This is a genomic window from Pseudomonas sp. BMS12 (assembly GCF_001592875.1).
Lineage (GTDB): Bacteria > Pseudomonadota > Gammaproteobacteria > Pseudomonadales > Pseudomonadaceae > Aquipseudomonas.
Map to the genome: position 1 here is coordinate 68,099 of NZ_LSOF01000003.1, position 17,272 is coordinate 85,370.

At 66.0% G+C, this 17,272-nt stretch carries 17 protein-coding genes and 1 other RNA gene; 6 read left to right on the plus strand and 12 right to left on the minus strand.

Annotation, left to right across the window (positions count from 1 at the left end):
- Positions 1-157 precede the first annotated feature (157 nt).
- The 10 genes from gcvP to AYB31_RS01425 all read right to left on the minus strand — a co-directional run bounded on the left by gcvP (position 158) and on the right by AYB31_RS01425 (position 12,497).
- Positions 158-3,034, minus strand: a complete 2,877-nt coding sequence (gcvP, locus tag AYB31_RS01380; protein WP_068825030.1) for an aminomethyl-transferring glycine dehydrogenase — start codon at positions 3,032-3,034, stop codon at positions 158-160.
- Positions 3,035-3,136: 102 nt separating this feature from the next.
- Positions 3,137-3,526 carry a glycine cleavage system protein GcvH gene (gene gcvH / locus AYB31_RS01385; protein ID WP_068825032.1) on the minus strand — a complete coding sequence of 130 codons (390 nt, stop codon included), beginning with the start codon at positions 3,524-3,526 and terminating at the stop codon, positions 3,137-3,139.
- Positions 3,527-3,610: 84 nt separating this feature from the next.
- A complete protein-coding gene (gene gcvT, locus AYB31_RS01390; protein WP_068825033.1) occupies positions 3,611-4,693 on the minus strand; it encodes a glycine cleavage system aminomethyltransferase GcvT in 1,083 nt (360 codons plus the stop codon).
- A 169-nt stretch (positions 4,694-4,862) separates the two neighbouring features.
- Positions 4,863-6,482 carry an ABC transporter permease gene (locus AYB31_RS01395; RefSeq protein ID WP_068825034.1) on the minus strand — a complete coding sequence of 540 codons (1,620 nt, stop codon included), beginning with the start codon at positions 6,480-6,482 and terminating at the stop codon, positions 4,863-4,865.
- A 100-nt stretch (positions 6,483-6,582) separates the two neighbouring features.
- Complete coding sequence (locus tag AYB31_RS01400) at positions 6,583-7,584, minus strand: extracellular solute-binding protein (RefSeq protein ID WP_068825036.1); 1,002 nt, start codon at positions 7,582-7,584, stop codon at positions 6,583-6,585.
- 102 nt (positions 7,585-7,686) lie between these two features.
- Entirely contained in the window at positions 7,687-8,904 is a 1,218-nt protein-coding gene (locus AYB31_RS01405; protein WP_068825038.1) for a 2-octaprenyl-3-methyl-6-methoxy-1,4-benzoquinol hydroxylase, read from the minus strand.
- A gap of 9 nt (positions 8,905-8,913) precedes the next feature.
- On the minus strand, positions 8,914-9,396 hold the full coding sequence (locus AYB31_RS01410) for a DUF4442 domain-containing protein (RefSeq protein WP_068825040.1): 483 nt from the start codon (positions 9,394-9,396) through the stop codon (positions 8,914-8,916).
- 9 nt (positions 9,397-9,405) lie between these two features.
- The gene (gene ubiH, locus AYB31_RS01415) at positions 9,406-10,590 is read right to left on the minus strand and encodes a 2-octaprenyl-6-methoxyphenyl hydroxylase (RefSeq protein WP_068825042.1); all 1,185 of its coding nucleotides are present in this window, start codon (positions 10,588-10,590) and stop codon (positions 9,406-9,408) included.
- Between the two features lie 4 nt (positions 10,591-10,594).
- Complete coding sequence (gene pepP / locus AYB31_RS01420; RefSeq protein WP_068825044.1) at positions 10,595-11,929, minus strand: Xaa-Pro aminopeptidase; 1,335 nt, start codon at positions 11,927-11,929, stop codon at positions 10,595-10,597.
- 13 nt (positions 11,930-11,942) lie between these two features.
- Positions 11,943-12,497, minus strand: a complete 555-nt coding sequence (locus tag AYB31_RS01425) for a YecA/YgfB family protein (protein ID WP_068825046.1) — start codon at positions 12,495-12,497, stop codon at positions 11,943-11,945.
- Between the two features lie 157 nt (positions 12,498-12,654).
- Between AYB31_RS01425 and AYB31_RS01430 the strand changes: the two genes are divergently transcribed.
- The 4 genes from AYB31_RS01430 (at position 12,655) to AYB31_RS01445 (ending at position 13,996) form a co-directional block, all read left to right on the plus strand.
- Positions 12,655-12,864: a TIGR02449 family protein gene (locus AYB31_RS01430; RefSeq protein WP_068825048.1), complete on the plus strand. Its 210-nt coding sequence runs from the start codon at positions 12,655-12,657 to the stop codon at positions 12,862-12,864.
- Positions 12,861-13,175, plus strand: coding sequence for a cell division protein ZapA (locus AYB31_RS01435; RefSeq protein ID WP_068825050.1), 315 nt, complete (start codon positions 12,861-12,863; stop codon positions 13,173-13,175). The genes AYB31_RS01430 and AYB31_RS01435 overlap by 4 nt, the downstream gene beginning before the upstream one ends.
- 34 nt (positions 13,176-13,209) lie before the next feature.
- Positions 13,210-13,388: non-coding RNA, 6S RNA (gene ssrS, locus AYB31_RS01440), on the plus strand.
- A gap of 8 nt (positions 13,389-13,396) precedes the next feature.
- Entirely contained in the window at positions 13,397-13,996 is a 600-nt protein-coding gene (locus tag AYB31_RS01445) for a 5-formyltetrahydrofolate cyclo-ligase (RefSeq protein ID WP_068825052.1), read from the plus strand.
- Positions 13,997-14,046: 50 nt separating this feature from the next.
- Here the strand turns inward: AYB31_RS01445 and AYB31_RS22100 are convergent, their stop codons facing one another.
- Positions 14,047-14,175: a hypothetical protein gene (locus AYB31_RS22100; protein WP_269085680.1), complete on the minus strand. Its 129-nt coding sequence runs from the start codon at positions 14,173-14,175 to the stop codon at positions 14,047-14,049.
- Positions 14,176-14,375: 200 nt separating this feature from the next.
- Here AYB31_RS22100 and AYB31_RS01450 point away from each other — a divergent pair, with 200 nt between their 5' ends.
- Together AYB31_RS01450 and AYB31_RS01455 are read left to right on the plus strand one after the other, a co-directional pair.
- Positions 14,376-14,825 carry an EVE domain-containing protein gene (locus AYB31_RS01450; RefSeq protein WP_068825054.1) on the plus strand — a complete coding sequence of 150 codons (450 nt, stop codon included), beginning with the start codon at positions 14,376-14,378 and terminating at the stop codon, positions 14,823-14,825.
- Positions 14,826-14,876: 51 nt separating this feature from the next.
- The gene (locus AYB31_RS01455) at positions 14,877-16,739 is read left to right on the plus strand and encodes a sensor domain-containing diguanylate cyclase (RefSeq protein WP_068825056.1); all 1,863 of its coding nucleotides are present in this window, start codon (positions 14,877-14,879) and stop codon (positions 16,737-16,739) included.
- Here AYB31_RS01455 and AYB31_RS01460 read toward each other — a convergent pair whose 3' ends face one another.
- A complete protein-coding gene (locus tag AYB31_RS01460; protein ID WP_068825058.1) occupies positions 16,740-17,147 on the minus strand; it encodes a flagellar basal body-associated protein FliL in 408 nt (135 codons plus the stop codon).
- Positions 17,148-17,272: the final 125 nt, after the last annotated feature.

A 17,272-nucleotide genomic window follows, 5' to 3' on the forward strand; every position in this document is an offset into this window, starting at 1 on the left:
CTGAGGACAGGCCTCCCACCAGGTCGGTGTTACAGCGGCAACAGGTCACGGGGACAGAGCCATAAAAAACGCCGCGCCCCTGCAAGAGGAGCGCGGCGTTCTTCGGACCCGACTCGCATGCCTCCCGGAGGCGGCATGCTTGAGTCATGACGCGGGTTTATTCGCGGTAGTCGTCCATCGGCACGCAGGCGCAGAACAGGTTGCGGTCGCCGTAGACGTTGTCCACGCGGTTCACCGCCGGCCAGTACTTGTGCGCACGGGTATGGGCGGTGGGGCTCACCGCTTCCTCGATGCTGTACGGACGCTCCCACACGCCGATCACGTCGGCCAGGGTGTGCGGCGCGTTCTTCAGCGGGTTGTTCTCCGCCGGCCACTCGCCGCCTGCAACCTTGGCGATCTCGCCACGGATGCTCAGCATGGCTTCGATGAAGCGATCCAGCTCTTCCTTGGACTCGCTCTCGGTCGGCTCGATCATCAGCGTGCCCGGTACCGGGAAGCTCATGGTCGGGGCGTGGAAGCCGTAGTCCATCAGGCGCTTGGCCACGTCTTCCTCGCTGATGCCGGTCTCGGCCTTGAGCGGACGCAGATCCAGGATGCACTCGTGGGCAACGCGGTCGTTACGGCCGCTGTAGAGCACCGGGAAGGCGTCCTTGAGCTGGCTGGCCAGGTAGTTGGCGTTGAGGATCGCCGTCTCGGTGGCGTCGGCCAGTTGCGGGCCCATCATGGCGATGTACATCCAGCTGATCGGCAGGATGCTCGCGCTGCCCCAGGGCGCGGCGCTGACCGCAGTGTTCTGCGGGTTCGGGCCCTGCAGTTCGACCACCGGGTGGTTGGCGACGAACGGCGCCAGGTGTGCGCGCACACCGATCGGGCCCATGCCCGGGCCGCCACCGCCGTGCGGGATGCAGAAGGTCTTGTGCAGGTTCATGTGCGACACGTCGGCGCCGATGTCGGCCGGACGCGCCAGGCCGACCTGGGCGTTGAGGTTCGCGCCGTCCATATAGACCTGGCCGCCGAAGCTGTGCACGACCTCGCAGATCTCACGGATGCCTTCCTCGTACACGCCATGGGTGGACGGGTAGGTGATCATCAGGCAGGACAGCTTGTCGCCGGCCTCGGCCGCCTTGGCCTTGAGGTCGGCCATGTCGACGTTGCCGGCGGCGTCGCACTCGACCACCACCACGCGCATGGTGACCATCTGCGCCGAGGCCGGGTTGGTACCGTGGGCCGAGGCCGGGATCAGGCAGATGTCGCGGTGACCTTCGCCACGGCTCTCGTGGTACTTGCGGATCGCCAGCAGGCCGGCGTATTCGCCCTGGGCACCGGAGTTGGGCTGCATGCAGATGGCGTCGAAACCGGTGATGGCGCACAGCCAGGCTTCCAGCTCGTCGATCATTAGCTTGTAGCCGGCGGCCTGCTCGCGCGGGGCGAAGGGGTGCAGGTTGCCGAACTCCGGCCAGGTCACCGGGATCATCTCGCTGGTGGCGTTCAGCTTCATGGTGCAGGAACCCAGCGGGATCATGGCCTGGTTCAGCGCCAGGTCCTTGTTCTCCAGGCGCTTGAGGTAGCGCAGCATGTCGGTTTCGCTGTGATGGCTGTTGAACACCGGGTGGGTCAGATAATCCGAGGTACGTTGCAGCGCAGCCGGGATACCTTCCGGCACCTCGCCGGCGTCCAGCTCGGCCACGGACAGGCCGTGGTCGGCACCGAGGAAGATGGCGAACAGCTGCTCGACGGTCTCGGCCGAGCTGGTTTCATCCAGGCTCACACCGAGCTTGCCGCGGCCGAGGATGCGCAGGTTGATGCGCGCGGCCTTGGCCGACTCGAGGATGGCGGTCTGCATGCCGCCGACATCCAGGGTCAGGGTGTCGAAGAAGAACTGGTTGTCGCGCTGCACACCTTTCTGCTCCAGGCCGGCGGCCAGTACGCAAGTCAGGCGATGTACGCGCTGGGCGATGCGCTTGAGACCTTGCGGGCCGTGGTACACGGCGTAGCAGCTGGCCATGTTGGCCAGCAGCACCTGCGAGGTGCAGATGTTGGAGTTGGCCTTCTCGCGGCGGATGTGTTGCTCGCGGGTCTGCAGGGCCATGCGCAGCGCGGTGTTGCCTCGGGCGTCCTTGGAGACGCCGATGATGCGACCCGGCATGGCGCGCTTGAAGGCGTCGCGGGTGGCGAAGAAGGCCGCGTGCGGGCCGCCGTAGCCCATCGGTACGCCGAAGCGCTGGGCCGAACCGAGCACCACGTCGGCACCCAGCTCGCCCGGCGGGGTCAGCAGCAGCAGGCTGAGCAGGTCAGCCGCCACACAGGCCAGGGCATTCTGTGCATGCAGCTGTTCGATCAGCGGCTTGATGTCGCGGATTTCACCGTGGGTATCCGGGTACTGCAGCAGGGCACCGAACACTTCCAGGCCGGCCAGCTCGTCCAGCGCGCCGACCTTGACCTCGAAGCCGAAGCCTTCGGCACGGGTCTGCACCACGGAGATGGTCTGCGGGTGGCAGTTCTCGTCGACGAAGAACAGGTTGCTCTTGCTCTTGGCCACACGCTTGGCCAGGCCCATGGCCTCACCGGCGGCGGTGGCTTCGTCGAGCAGCGAGGCACTGGCCAGGTCCAGGCCGGTCAGGTCGATGGTCAGCTGCTGGAAGTTCAGCAGCGACTCCAGGCGGCCCTGGGCGATTTCCGGCTGGTAGGGGGTGTAGGCGGTGTACCAGCCCGGGTTTTCCAGCAGGTTGCGCAGGATCACGGTCGGGGTGATGGTGCCGTGGTAGCCCATGCCGATCAGGTTGGTCCACAGCTGGTTCTGCTCGGCGTAGCCGCGCAGCTTGGCCAGGGCGCCCTGCTCGTCCAGTGCCGCCGGCAGGTCCAGCTCGCGGTTCAGGCGAATGGCTGGCGGCACGGTCTGCACGATCAGCTCTTCACGACTGGCCAGGCCGAGGGCGGCCAGCATGGCCTGCTCCTCGCGGGCGTCGGGGCCGAGGTGGCGACGAAGGAAGGCATCGGGCTGTTGCAGTTGGTCGAGACGGGGCGTCTGGGACATGGTGGGGCTCTCGAAAAATGACAGAGCCTCGACGGATCGAGGCTCGCAAGCGAAATTCGTGATTGCTGGCGACAGGCCGCGTGCTAGACGCGGCCATCAGCCTCAGGCATCGGCGGAGCAGACGGCCTGGTAGCCGGCGGCGTCGAGCAGGCCTTCCAGCTCGGCCGGGTTGCTCGGCTGCAGCTTGAAGAACCAGGCCTCGTAGGGCTCGCCATTGACCTGCTCCGGCGCGTCGGCCAGGGCTTCGTTGACGGCCAGCACTTCACCGGCGATGGGAGCGTAGATGTCGGAAGCAGCTTTCACCGATTCCACCACGCCGGCTTCCTGGCCGTTGGCCAGTTGCTTGCCGACTTCCGGCAGTTCGACGTAAACCACGTCGCCCAGCGCTTCCTGCGCATGATCGGTAATGCCCACGGTCACCGAGCCATCGGCTTCCAGGCGGATCCACTCGTGGCTGGCGACGTAACGCAGATCGGCGGGGATATTGCTCATGGGGATAATCCTCGAAATCAATGGGCGGAACGTCCGCCCGGAAAATTTAGCAGCTGGCGCGGGCTCTGCCCCGCGCCATGCAAATCAGATAACCGCTTTACCGTTACGCACGAAGTTGGCCTGCACCACCCGTACCGGGTACCACTTGCCACGAATCTCCACCTCGGCGCGATCGCCAGTGGCGGCCGGCACGCGGGCCAGAGCGATGGACTTGTTCAGCGTCGGCGAGAAGCTGCCGCTGGTGATCTCGCCCTCGCCGATGCCCTCGACCCGGACCACCTGGTGGGCGCGCAGCACACCACGCTCTTCCAGCACCAGGCCGACCAGTTTCGGCTGGTCGCCGGCGGCGCGTTGGCTCTCCAGGGCGCTGCGGCCGATGAAGTCGCGCTCGGCCGGCTCCCAGGCGATGGTCCAGGCCATGTTGGCGGCCAGCGGGGACACGTCGTCGGTCATGTCCTGGCCGTACAGGTTCATACCGGCTTCCAGGCGCAGGGTGTCACGGGCGCCCAGGCCGATCGGCGCGATACCGGCGCCGACCAGCTCGCTGAGGAAGCTGGCAGCCTCGGCAGCCGGCAGCATGATCTCCAGACCGTCTTCACCGGTGTAGCCGGTGCGGGCGATGAACCAGTCGCCTTCCGGCAGGCCCTGGAACACCTTGAGTTCGTGGATCAGCGAGGCACGCGCCGGGCTGACCAGCTCGGCGGTCTTGGCCCGGGCGTTGGGGCCCTGGATGGCCAGCATGGCCAGCTGCGGGCGCTCGCTCAGGGTGACTTCGAAGCCGGCGGTATGCGCCTGCATCCAGGCCAGATCCTTGTCGCGCGTGGCGGCGTTGACCACCATGCGGTAGCCCCAGTCGGTGAGGTAGACGATCAGGTCGTCGACCACGCCGCCGCGCTCGTTGAGCATGCCGCTGTAGAGCGCCTTGCCCGGGGTCTTCAGGCGTTCCACATCGTTGGCCAGCAGGTGCTGCAGCCAGGCCTTGGCTTGCGGGCCGGTGATATCCACCACAGTCATGTGGGAGACGTCGAACACGCCGCAGTCGCGGCGCACCTGGTGGTGTTCCTCGACCTGGGAACCATAGTGCAACGGCATGTCCCAGCCGCCGAAATCGACCATCTTGGCGCCCAGCGCCAGATGCTGTTCATACAGGGGTGTACGCTGTCCCATGGATAGCTCCTTGTGCGGGCCCGGCCCGGCCAGACGTTGGCAATGGGCACGGGAATCATGGACGGCTGCGTAAGCAGGCGCGCATTGTAGCCCCGCTAATGCGACTGGTCACGCCACACTCCGACCAATTGGTCATGCCCGAATTTCCTGACTTTCGGGACAACCGATATCAGTGTCCGGGCTGGCGGGCGGAGCGGCGGATCAGGCCGATCACCGGCAGCAGGCCGACCAGCACCAGGGTCAATGCCGGCAGCGCCGCGCGCGCCCACTCACCCTCGCTGGTCATCTCGAAGATGCGTACCGACAGAGTGTCCCAGCCGAAGGGGCGCATCAGCAGGGTGGCCGGCATTTCCTTGAGCACATCGACGAACACCAGCAGCGCGGCGGACAGCGCACCGGGCACCAGCAACGGCAGGTAGACGCGAAAGAACAGCGCCGGCCCACCCACGCCGAGGCTGCGCGCAGCCTGCGGCAAGGATGGGCGGATACGCGCCAGGCTGCTTTCCAGCGGCCCGTAGGCCACCGCCATGAAGCGCACCAGGTAGGCCAGCAGCAGGGCGAACAGGCTGCCCAGCAGCAGCGGCTTGCCGGCACCGCTGAGCCAACTCGACAGCGGGATGACCATCTCCCGATCCAGCCAGCTGAAGGCCAGCATGATCGCCACCGCCAGCACCGAGCCGGGCAGCGCGTAACCCAGGTTGGCGGTGCTGACCAGCGTGCGCATCGGCCGGGTCGGCGCCTGGCGCCGGGCGAAGGCCAGCAGCAGGGCCACGGCCACGGTGATCAGCGCCGCCAGTCCGCCTAGGTAGAGGGTATGCAGGATCAGGCCGACGTAACGCTCGTCCAGGTCGAAGCGGCCGCGCTGCCAGAACCACACCAGCAGCTGCAGCATGGGCACGACGAAGGCACAGGCGAACACCAGGCCACACCAGCCTGAGGCCGCCACGGCCTTCCAACCCTGCAGGTGATAGAGGGGTTTACCCCGCGGCCGCTCGTTGGCCGGACGGGCGGCGCCGCGAGCGCGACGTTCGCCATACAGCACCAGCAGCACGACGAGCAGCAGCAGGCTGGCCAGCTGGGTGGCGCTGGAGAGGCTGTAGAAGCTGTACCAGGTCTTGTAGATGGCGGTGGTGAAGGTATCGAAGTTGAACACCGACACGGCGCCGAAGTCGGCCAGGGTTTCCATGATCGCCAGGGCCAGGCCGGCGCCGATGGCCGGCCGCGCCATCGGCAGGGCCACGCGCCAGAAGGCCTGCCAGGGCGACAGGCCGAGTACCCGCGCCGCCTCCATCAGGCCCTTGCCCTGGGCCAGGAAGGCGCCGCGGGCAAGTAGGTAGACATAGGGGTAGAACACCAGCACCAGCACCACGATCACCCCGCAGCTGGAGCGCACCCGAGGGAAGCGGATGCCACTGCCGAACCAGTCTCGGGCCAGGCTCTGCAACGGTCCGGCGAAGTCCAGCAGGCCGACGAAGACGAAGGCCAGCACATAGGCGGGAATGGCGAACGGCAGCATCAACGCCCAGTCCAGCCAACGCCGGCCCGGGAACTCGCAGAGGCTGGTGAGCCAGGCCAGGCTGACGCCGAGCAGCAGCACACCACAGCTGACACCGCCGACCAGTAGCAGGGTATTGCCCAGCAGGCGTGGCATCTGGGTCTGCCACAGATGAGCCCAGATCTCGCTGTCGACCTGGTGCCAGGACAGCAACAGCACCGACAGTGGCAACAGCACCAGAGCGGCAATGGCACAGGCGATGGGATACCAGCGGCGCTGGACGGGATGGCTCACGCAGACTCCTGGCAGGCGAAAACGAAACGCCCCGGACAGGCCGGGGCGTCGAGTATAACGGTGTCGCGTCGCGGTTGAGCGCCGCGCAGCCAATCGCGGCTTAGTTCCAGCCGGCGCGATCCATCAGCATGGTCGCTTCCGCCTGACGCTCGCCGGCCACCTCGACAGGAACGCTATCGGCCTTGAACTCACCCCAGGCGGCCACTTCGGCGGACGGCTTGACCGCCGGGTTGGCCGGGTATTCCTGGTTAACATCGGCGAACAGGCTTTGCGCCTCCGGCCCGGTCATCCACTCCAGCAGCTGCTGCGCCTCGGCGGCATGCGGCGCGTGCAGGGTGACACCAGCGCCGGACAGGTTGACGTGCACGCCACGATCAGCCTGGTTCGGCCAGAACGGCTTCACCTTGAGCGCCGGGTTTTGCTTGTGCAGGCGGCCGTAGTAATAGGTATTGGTGATGCCCACATCGCACTGGCCGGCGTCGATGGCCTGCAGCAGGGCGGTGTCATCGGCGAACACGTCGGTAGCCAGGTTGTTGACCCAGCCCTTGACGATTTCCTCGGTCTTGGCCGCGCCATGGGCCTCGATCAGGGTAGCGGTCAGCGACTGGTTGTAGACCTTCTTGCTAGTGCGCAGGCACAGACGGCCTTCCCAGTTCTTGTCGGCCAGGGCCTCGTAGGTCGACAACTCGCTCGGCTGCACTCGCTCGGTGGAATAGAAGATGGTGCGCGCACGCAGCGACAGGCCGGTCCAGGCACCGGTACTGGAGCGGTACTGCGCGGGAATGTTGCCTTCGATCACGGAAGATTTGAGCGGCTTGAGCACGCCTTCCTGCTCGGCCTGCCAGAGGTTGCCGGCATCCACGGTAATCAGCAGGTCGGCCGGGGTGTTCGCCCCTTCGGCCTTGAGGCGCGCCAGCAGCGGCGCTTCCTTGTCGGTAATGAACTTGATCGGCGTGCCGGTCTTGGCGGTGTAGGCATCGAACACCGGCTTGATCAGCTCGTCGATACGCGCGGAGTAGACCACGATTTCGTCGGCGGCCTGGACGGTGCCCGCCAGGGTGGAAAGGGCTAGGGTTGCCAGAAGACCGGAACGGAACTGCATGAGGACGCCTCTAGTCGTATCGAAAGAGGCGAATAATAGTGAATGCTATTTAGCTTCTCAACGAAACTCGCAGGCCAGCCGTAACCAGATATTGCTGGCCTGTCAGGCCTGCGCCAACGGCGGCAGGTCGCCCACCAGGCCGAGCGCACGACGGACGAACAGGGCCTTGGCATCCGGCAGCTCGTCGACCCAGTTCAGGCCACTGTTGCGCAGCAGGCGAATCGGCAATGGGTCGGCCTGGAACAGACGCTCGAAGCCCTCCATGGCCGCCATCATCGCCAGGTTGTGCGGCATGCGCCGACGCTCATAGCGGCTGAGCACGCGCACGTCGTTCGGCTGCTCGCCGCGCTCGATGGCGTGCAGCAGCACTTCGGCCAGCACGGCGGCATCGAGGAAGCCGAGATTGACGCCCTGCCCGGCCAACGGATGGATGCTGTGCGCAGCGTCGCCGATCAGGGCCAGGCCGCTCTCCACATAGCGCTTGGCATGGCGCTGACGCAGCGGAATGCAGACGCGCGGATCGACCTGGGTGACCTCGCCGAGGTGCCACTCGAAGGCCTTGCCCAGCTCATGACGAAACGCCTGATCATCCAGCGCCATCAGGCGCTCGGCCTCGGCCGGCACGGTGGACCAGACGATCGAGCACCAGTGCGAGTCGCCGCCGCGCTGCAGCGGCAGGAAGGCCAGCGGGCCGTCGTCGGTGAAGCGCTGCCAGGCGGTGGCCTGGTGCGGCCGCGCACAGCGTACGCTGGTGACGATGGCGTGGTGCAGGTAATCCCACTCGCGGGTGGCGCAGCCGGCCAGGCGGCGCACCGCCGAGTTGGCGCCATCGGCGGCCACCAGCAGCGGGGCACGCAGCTCGCGGCCGTCGGCCAGGGTCAGCAGCCAGCCATCGCCACTGCGACGCAGCTGCTCCAGGCGGGCGTTGCCGAGCAGGCCAAGCTGGCTGTCGTGCAGTCGGTCGAGCAGGGCGTCCTGTACGACGCGATTCTCGACGATGTGACCGAGGGTTTCGGCATGCACGCTGGCGGCGGAAAAATGCACGCTGCCAGTACCGGAGCCGTCCCACACGCGCATGTCGCGATAGGCCGAGGTCCGGCGGGCGGCGATGCCTTCCCAGGCGCCGAGGCGTTCGAGAATGCGCTGACTGGCGGCAGACAGGGCGCTGACCCGCGGTTCGAAGGCGCCATCGGCGGCGAAGGGCTTGACGCTGAGTGAGCCGCCATCGACCACCAGAATCTCCAGGCCACTGTGTTCCAGGGCCAGCGCCAGGGCGCTGCCGACCATGCCGGCACCAACGATGATCAGGTCCGCTTGCATCTGCTGTCCTTAGGCGGCCTGACGGGCACGCGGCTTGAGGCGAACGTAGAGGGTCTTGTGCACGGTGGCGACCAGGGTGCCCTCGCCGTCGCGGATCTCGACGTGCAACTCGGGCAGGTACTTGTCGCCGGCGGCGGTGCGCTGACGGATCTCCGCCAGCAGGGCATCGTCGATGCGGAAGTCGGCGTACACCGGGCCCTTGCCCGGGGTAACGAAGTCGATGCTGGCGGCCTTGTCCCAGACGATGTAGTCGTCGCCCAGCAACGGCATCAGCAACAGCATGTAGAAGGGGTCCACCATGCTGTACAGCGAACCGCCGAACTGGGTACCGACGAAGTTGCGGTTGTACCAGCGCAGGGTCATTTTCACCCGTGCCTGACGACAGTCCGGGCTGATCTGCTGCACGCGCACCCCGGCACCAATGTACGGTGGGTAGAGATTCAGCCCCAGGCGCAGCAGGCGGGCGCGGCGCGCCAGTTTCTTTTCACTCATCGTGCAGACTCACAGACTACGAGTTCCCAGGCCCATGGCCTGGCGGGCAAACCAGCGCTTGGCTGGCGGCAACAGATCGAGACCGAGCAGGCCGAGGGTACGACCGGCGACCAGCAGCGACTCGCCGCGACCGAACAGCCGGGTCACGCGGTCGGAGAAGCCGACAGTCAGCGCCTGATCCTGCTGCTGACGTTGCAGATAGCGCTGCAGGCTGGCGAAGTCACCAGGCTCGGCGGGACTTTCCAGCAGCGTCTCGGCCAGCGCCTGGGCATCGCGCAACGACAGGTTGAAGCCCTGCCCCGCCACCGGGTGCAGGCTGTGCGCGGCATTGCCGAGGATGACCAGGTGCGGGCGCACCTGCTCGGCCGCCTCCACCAGTGCCAGCGGGTAGACGTGGCGGGCACCGACCTTGCGCAGCGCGCCGAGCCGATAACCGAAGGCCTGTTGCAACTCACCGAGAAACTCGCGTTCGGGCAACTGCTGCAAGCGCTCGGCATCCACCGGCGGACGGGTCCAGACCAGTGCACAGCGATTGTCCGGCAACGGCAGCAGGGCCAGCGGCCCCTGCTCGGTGAAACGTTCGAAGGCCTGGCCGGCATGGGCCTCGGCCGGGGTGATATTGGCGATCAGCGCGCACTGCTCGTAGGGCGTGTGGCGCACGGCGATGCCCAGCTGCTCGCGCAGACCGGAACGCCCGCCATCGGCCAGCACGGCCAGGTCGCAGTCGAGGCTGGCACCGTCGTTCAGCTGCAGACGATAGCCATCGCCAAGAGCCTCCATGCCCACGACTTCCGCAGGGCAGCGCCACTCGACCACCTGCGGGTCCAGAGCACGCCACAGGCAGTGGCCCATCCAGGCATTCTCCAACACATAGCCCAACGCCGGCACGCCTTCGTCCGCGGCGCTCAGGCGGGTCGCGCCGAAACGACCCTGATCGGACACCTGGATCTGGCTGATCGCCTCTGCCCGCTCGGCCAGCGCCGGCCACAGGCCCAGGCGCTCGAATATCTGCCGGCTGCCATAGGACAAAGCACTGGAGCGCGCATCGTAGCTGGGCTGGTAGGCATCACCGGGAGCGAAGGGCTCGATCAGCACGATCTTCCAGCCCCGCGCCTTGGCCCCGGCTTGCAGCGCCAGGGCCAGGCTGGCGCCAACCAGACCACCACCCACGATGGCCAGCTGTACTCGGCTCATGATTTCAGGCGGCCTGCTCGCGCGCGGCGGCCATCAGCGCCTCGATCTCGGCAACCGTTTTCGGCACGCCGGTGGTGAGAACTTCGCAACCGGTCTTGGTCACCACCACGTCGTCCTCGATGCGCACGCCGATGCCACGCCACTTCTTGGCCACGTCCTGGTTATCCACGGCGATATAGATGCCCGGCTCGACGGTCATCGCCATGCCCGGTTCGAGCACGCGCCACTCGCCGCCGACCTTGTATTCGCCGACGTCGTGCACGTCCATGCCCAGCCAGTGGCCGGCACGGTGCATGTAGAAGGGCTTGTAGGCCTCGGCGGCAATCAGCTCGTCGACCTCGCCTGCGAGCAGGCCGAGCTCGACCAGGCCGGCGGTGATGACCCGCACGGTGGCCTCGTGGGCTTCGTTCCAGTGCTTGCCCGGCGCAATGTGCTTGAACGCCTCTTCGTTGGCCTTGAGCACCAGCTCGTAGATGGCCTTCTGCTCGGGGGAAAAGGTGCCGCTGACCGGGAAGGTGCGGGTGATGTCGCTGGCGTAGCAGTCGATCTCGCAGCCGGCGTCGATCAGCACCAGATCGCCATCCTTCAGCGGTGCATCGTTCTCGCGGTAGTGCAGGATGCAGGCGTTACGACCGGCGGCGACGATCGAGCCGTAGGCCGGCATCTTCGCCCCCCCCTTGCGGAACTCGTAGTCCAGCTCGGCTTCCAGGTGATATTCGGCCAGGCCCGCACGGCTGGCCTGCATGGCGCGGATATGGGCGCGGGAGCTGATCTCGGCCGCCTCCTTCATCACCTTCACTTCATTGGCCGATTTGTACAGGCGCATGTCGTGCAGCACATGGTCGAGGGCGACGAACTCATTAGGCGGCGTGGCACCCAGGCGCGCCTTGGAGCGGATCACGTTGATCCACTCCATCAGGCGGTGGTCGAACTCCTGGTTGCGGCCGATGCCGTAGTAGACCCGCTCGCGCCCCTCGATCAGGCCCGGGAGGATGTCGTCGATATCGCCGATGGGGAACGCGTCATCCGCACCGTAGGTGCTGATCGCGCCGTCCTGGCCAGCTCGCAGGCCATCCCACAGCTCACGCTCCGGATCACGCTCGCGGCAGAACATCACGTATTCGCCATGGGCACGGCCCGGAATCAGCACCAGCACCGCTTCCGGCTCGGGGAAGCCGCTGAGGTACTGAAAATCGCTGTCCTGACGATAGATGTGCTCGACATCGCGGTTGCGGATGTACACCGGCGCCGCCGGCAGGATGGCGATGCTGTTGGGCTCCATCTGCTCCATCAGCGCCTTGCGCCGACGGGCGTATTCCGACTTGGGGATGCTGACCATGGCGAGCGAGTCCTTAATGCAGGGACGGTTTCGGGGCGGGTTCGGCGGCCTTGCCGCATTCGGCAAACAGCAGCAGCGGGGCGACCCGCAGGTATTCCATCACTTCCATGTAATCGCTTTCGCCATCCTCGGACTCCTCCAGGCCACTCTGCACCTGGGCAATGGCGGAAAGATCCTGCAGCACTTCCATGGACTCGGCACTCAGCGGCGCATTGCCGACCACCATGCCGAAACCATCGAGGAAGCCCTGGCACCATTGACCCAGGGCCTTGGCCCGCTCGGCCAGCGGCGCATCGTCGCCCGGCAGCAACAGCACCACGGTGACATCCTGGCCACCCAGCTCACCCTTGACCATTTCCTGCAGGCCGATCAGAGCCTGGCGCACGTTATCGGCCGGCTCGGCGCCCAGCAGTTCGATGGCATCGCTCAACCAGGCATCGGGCTCGAAGCCGGCACCGGCACAGCTGCGGCCCAGCAGCAGGCCGTGCAGTTCGGCAGGGGAAACGGGTTTGCCGGTGCTCGCCAGCAGGGCGGCGAAGGCAGCGTAGGGGGAATTCGAAATGGACATAGCAACTAGGCGCTGAACCGCGCAATCTCTAGAATGGAAGCCTCGTATCCTAGGGCCTGCGCGCCGCGGTTTCCACCGCCACGTTGTCGCGGCCCGCTTGTCGCCCCCTCCCCGCAATCCTATATAGTGCCGACACTCACAAGCCTTGGTGGAGCCAATGGAAGACGCCGAACTGCAAGCCCTCTCACGCAAGCTGGAACTCCTGGTTCAGCGCGTCGAGCAGCTCAAGTCGCAGAACCGTGCCCTGCTGGCCAGTGAGAAGGCCTGGCGCGAGGAACGCGCCCATCTAATCGAAAAGAACGAAATGGCCCGGCTCAAGGTCGAAGCGATGATTTCGCGCCTGAAAGCCCTGGAGCAGGACACATGACCCAGCCGAACACCGTAACCGTGCACATCCTCGACAAGGAATACTGCATCGCCTGCCCCGCGGAGGAGCGTGCCAACCTGGAAAGCGCCGCCCGCTACCTGGATGGCAAGATGCGCGAAATCCGCTCCGGCGGCAAAGTCATCGGCGCCGACCGCATCGCCGTGATGGCTGCGCTGAACATCACCCACGACCTGCTGCACAAACAGCAGCGCCTGGACCAGGAAGCCGACCACACCCGCGAGCGGGTACGCGACCTGCTGGATCGGGTCGACAGCGCCCTGGCCGCCGATCCGGATGGCGGCCTGCTCTGACCTCGTCACGGGCTTATGGGGTATACTGCCGGCCAGCTCCCTGGAGTGTTGGCCAGTCGGTGATGTCCCTGAGCCGATACGCACAACCACGGGGGTTGCCAGTGGGGCCGGTGTGCATGTCCGCCTGACGGAAAGCCTTAACGCCTCCTGCAATCTCCACCTTGAACTTTCGGGTTCAAGGGCTAACCCGACAGCGGCACCGCCGGGGAGTCCCGAATTCCATGATCCTGGCTTCTGACCTGTCCCGCCCGGCCTTGCGCCGCCAGCTGCGCCAGGCCCGCCGGCATCTATCCCCTCGGCAACAGCAGCAGGCCGCCTGCGCCCTCTATCGCCAGCTGGCCCAGCATCCGCTGTTCCGCCGCGCCCGCCACATTGCCCTGTACCTACCCAGCGACGGCGAGATCGACCCGCGTCCCTTGCTGCGCGAAGCGCAGAAGCGCGGCAAGGCGACCTACCTGCCGGTACTCGCGAGCTGGCCACACACCCGTATGTGCTTTCAGCGGGTGGAGCCTGGCGAAAAACTGATCCGCAATCGCTTCCGCATCGAGGAACCCGCCCTACGCCGCGCGCGACAACGCGGAGCCTGGACGCTGGACCTGATACTGCTACCACTGGTGGGATTCGATGCCTATGGCGGGCGCCTCGGCATGGGCGGAGGCTTCTATGACCGCTGCCTGGCCTACCGCAAATTGCGCAAAAATTGGCACAAGCCGACGCTTTTGGGAGTGGCACATGACTGCCAGCGGGTGGACAGGTTACCCCTGGCCAGCTGGGATATCCGACTGACAGGCGTCGTGACGGATAGGGACTGGTACGTATGAGACGAAAGACTCGAGGCCGCCGCGCTCCCTGCGGCAGACTTCGAACTGGATCAGCGCTCGCTCTGGCTGGCCGGCAGGTCGCCCTGACGGTCCCAGAGGCTCTGGGTGTAACCTGTCGTAACCATACCCAGGCTGAACAGTATGACCAGGACCCACAATATATCTGGCTTGCGTTTCATCGAGTTGCCTCCCCCTTTCGGCACACTGCGTGGCTTGACCGGTAGTGGTGTTGTTATTGGCCGGTACGCCGGCGCCTAGCCTGGGCCATTGCTCTCTGCGGAGCAGTGAGGACCCATTCAGTTTTTGACGCCAACTGGCCGCCAGCTTCGGGAACGATTTTCACTCCCGACGCAAAGACCGGCTGACAGGAGCAAAGTTCATGCCTTATTGGCTAATGAAGTCGGAACCCGACGAATTGTCCATCAAGCACCTGCGCCATCTCGGCCGCGCACGCTGGGATGGCGTACGCAACTATCAGGCGCGCAACTTCCTGCGCAGCATGAACGAGGGTGATCTGTTCTTCTTCTATCACTCCAGTTGCCCGGAGCCCGGCATCGCCGGCATCGCCCGGATTGCCAGCCCGGTCTATCCAGACCCTACCGCGCTGGACCCGCAGAGCCACTACTTCGACCCCAAGGCCAGTAGCGAGAAAAATCCCTGGAGCGCCCTCGACGTGGAATTCGTCGAAGCCTTCCCCCAGGTGCTGTCTCTGACCCGACTCAAGGCAACGGCAGCGCTCTCCGGCCTCGCTCTGGTGCAACGCGGCAGTCGCCTGTCGGTGATGCCGGTCAGCGAGGAAGAATGGCAGGCAATCCTGGCCATGCGTTGAGCCGCGGCATCCGCTGTGCTATGACCAAGGCATAGCCTGGGGAGCCAACCGATGCGCGCACACTCCGTCTGGCCGGCGCGCCTGGCGCTGGTCCTCCTACTGCTGGTGCTGTGTGGCGCCAGCCTGATGCTCTGGCGCCAGCTGGAGCAGAGCCAGCAAGAACGCCTGAACGAGCGGGTAGGCTTCCAGGCCACCGCCCTGGCGCGGCAGCTGGAAAATACCCTGCACACCGAAGTGGAAAGCTTGAGCCGCATCGCCCGCCTGTGGAACAACCTCGGGCGGCTCTACCGCGAAGACTGGAACACCGAGGCCGAACTGACCCTGCGCGGCTTTCCCGCCTATCAGTCGGTGCAATGGGTCGGCCCCGACCTGAAGATGCGCTGGCTCCTACCCCTACAAGGCAATGAAGCGGCGCGCGACTTCCGCCTGACCCCCGAACACCCCAACTACGCCCTGGCCATGCAGGCCAGGGACAGCGGCGAGCAGCGCCTGTCCAACAGCTTCCAGCTGGTGCAGGGCGGCCGCGGCTTCGTACTCTACACACCACTCTACCTGACAGGCACACAGGGCCAGCGGCAGTTCGACGGTTTCCTGCAGGGGGTCTTTCGTGTCGAGCCGTTGATGGACGAGCTGCTCAACCATCTCGACCGCAACGACTTCAGCCTGCGCCTGCTGGAAAACGGCCACAGCCTGTACAGCCGCGAGCGTCCGGGAACGCTGCCAGATCGCGCGGTCGAAGTACCGCTGAGCCTGCTCAACAACGACAGCTTCAGCCTGCAGCTGAGCCCTACCGAGAAGCTCCTGCAGCAGCTCTCCACACCACTACCCCAGGTGGTACTGGGCGCCGGCCTGGCCATCGGCATGCTGCTGGTCGCCGCCCTGGCCCTGGCCCTGGAAAACGCCAGACGCGCAGGCGCCCTGCAGCAGGCCAACCGGCGCCTGCAGGTCGAAGCCACGCGCCGCGAGGCCATCGAGCAAAGCCTGCGCGACAGCCGTGAGCGCTTGCAGCTGGTGATCGACCTGACGGACTCCAGCCACGATGGCCTGTTCATCTTCGATACCGCCAACCGCGAACTGCTGCACATGAACCAGGCCACCTACTCGGCCCTCGGCTACCGCGCCGAGCAGTTCACCCAGCTGTTGCGCGACAACCCCGAACAACTCATCCCCGGGTTTCATGCCTGGCTAAAACAGGTGCGCAGCGCGCAACGGGACAACCAGTCGCGGATATTCCAGCGCGAGCTGTGCCGCCGCGACGGCAGTCGCCAACCGGCCGAGATCAACACGCAGCTGGTCAGCCTGGGCGAGCGCGAGTACCTGATCGCCGTGTCCCGCGACAACAGCGAGCGCCTGGAGCTCGAGGCCCGCCTGCAGCGCCTGTCGCAGCAGGACGGCCTGACCGGCCTGTACAACCGCCGTTTCTTCGATCAGCAGCTACAGAGCGAATGGCGCCGCCTGCGCCGTATCGGTGCACCGCTGACCCTGCTGATGCTGGATATCGACCACTTCAAGACCTTCAACGACAGCCTCGGTCACCTGGCCGGCGACGATGCCCTGCGCCAGGTCGCCGGTGTGCTGCAGGAAAGCCTGCAACGCGAGGGCGATGTGGCCTGTCGCTATGGCGGCGAGGAGTTCGCCATCATCCTCGCCAACACCGGCCTGGACGGTGGTGAGCATGTCGCGGCACGCGTGCACGAGCTGGTCGCCAGCCTGGGGATCGCCCATCCAGCCTGCCCGGCGGGCCGCCTGACCCTGAGCATCGGCCTGGCAGTGGCCGAGCCGGTCGGCGAAGAGTCACCGGCGGGCCTGATTGCGCGCAGCGACCAGGCCCTGTACCGGGCCAAGCACGAAGGACGCAACTGCACCCGGGTGTGGAGCGAGACCGACAAGAGCAGCGGTCGCGCCCCGGCCTGATCACTGGATGATCAGGTTGTTGAACAGCAGGTCTTCGACCAACGGCTTGCCCTCTTCCTGTTCAAGCACCGTCTGCACCTGCTTGAGTGCCTCCTGGCGCAGGATTTCCTTGGCGTTCTCGTCGGCCATGCTGGCCTCGGTCTGCTGGGAGAACAGCATCACCAGCTGATTGCGGATCAGCGGCTCGTGATGCTCGACCTTCTCCTCGGCCTCGCTGCCGGTCACGCGCAGAGCGATATCGGCCTTGTAGAACTTCAGCTTGGGCCCCTCGCCGAAGTTGCCGACCAGGGCAGGAACCAGGCTGACATAAGCCACCTTGGGCTCGGCGCTTTCTTCCTCGCCACCACCACTGGCCTGGGCGAAACAGGGCAGGAGCAGGGCGAACAGCAGGGCAATGGTTTTCTTCACGGGGCATTCCTCGACGGCAGATGCGGCCTAGCATAGCCATAGCGGCCCGCCTGCCCAAGCCCGATGCTTATGGGCCTGCATCAGACTGAACCATGCTCGTTGACCGAGCGGCACCGCCACCTACA

What these genes read in the sequence shown, in the direction of transcription:
- gcvP (WP_068825030.1), bottom strand. Translation starts at nt 3,034, where the DNA reads ATGTCCCAGACGCCCCGTCTCGACCAACTGCAACAGCCCGATGCCTTC.
- gcvH (WP_068825032.1), bottom strand. Translation starts at nt 3,526, where the DNA reads ATGAGCAATATCCCCGCCGATCTGCGTTACGTCGCCAGCCACGAGTGG.
- gcvT (WP_068825033.1), bottom strand. Translation starts at nt 4,693, where the DNA reads ATGGGACAGCGTACACCCCTGTATGAACAGCATCTGGCGCTGGGCGCC.
- AYB31_RS01400 (WP_068825036.1), bottom strand. Translation starts at nt 7,584, where the DNA reads ATGCAGTTCCGTTCCGGTCTTCTGGCAACCCTAGCCCTTTCCACCCTG.
- AYB31_RS01405 (WP_068825038.1), bottom strand. Translation starts at nt 8,904, where the DNA reads ATGCAAGCGGACCTGATCATCGTTGGTGCCGGCATGGTCGGCAGCGCC.
- AYB31_RS01410 (WP_068825040.1), bottom strand. Translation starts at nt 9,396, where the DNA reads ATGAGTGAAAAGAAACTGGCGCGCCGCGCCCGCCTGCTGCGCCTGGGG.
- ubiH (WP_068825042.1), bottom strand. Translation starts at nt 10,590, where the DNA reads ATGAGCCGAGTACAGCTGGCCATCGTGGGTGGTGGTCTGGTTGGCGCC.
- pepP (WP_068825044.1), bottom strand. Translation starts at nt 11,929, where the DNA reads ATGGTCAGCATCCCCAAGTCGGAATACGCCCGTCGGCGCAAGGCGCTG.
- AYB31_RS01425 (WP_068825046.1), bottom strand. Translation starts at nt 12,497, where the DNA reads ATGTCCATTTCGAATTCCCCCTACGCTGCCTTCGCCGCCCTGCTGGCG.
- AYB31_RS01430 (WP_068825048.1), top strand. Translation starts at nt 12,655, where the DNA reads ATGGAAGACGCCGAACTGCAAGCCCTCTCACGCAAGCTGGAACTCCTG.
- AYB31_RS01435 (WP_068825050.1), top strand. Translation starts at nt 12,861, where the DNA reads ATGACCCAGCCGAACACCGTAACCGTGCACATCCTCGACAAGGAATAC.
- AYB31_RS01445 (WP_068825052.1), top strand. Translation starts at nt 13,397, where the DNA reads ATGATCCTGGCTTCTGACCTGTCCCGCCCGGCCTTGCGCCGCCAGCTG.
- AYB31_RS22100 (WP_269085680.1), bottom strand. Translation starts at nt 14,175, where the DNA reads ATGAAACGCAAGCCAGATATATTGTGGGTCCTGGTCATACTGTTCAGC.
- AYB31_RS01450 (WP_068825054.1), top strand. Translation starts at nt 14,376, where the DNA reads ATGCCTTATTGGCTAATGAAGTCGGAACCCGACGAATTGTCCATCAAG.
- AYB31_RS01455 (WP_068825056.1), top strand. Translation starts at nt 14,877, where the DNA reads ATGCGCGCACACTCCGTCTGGCCGGCGCGCCTGGCGCTGGTCCTCCTA.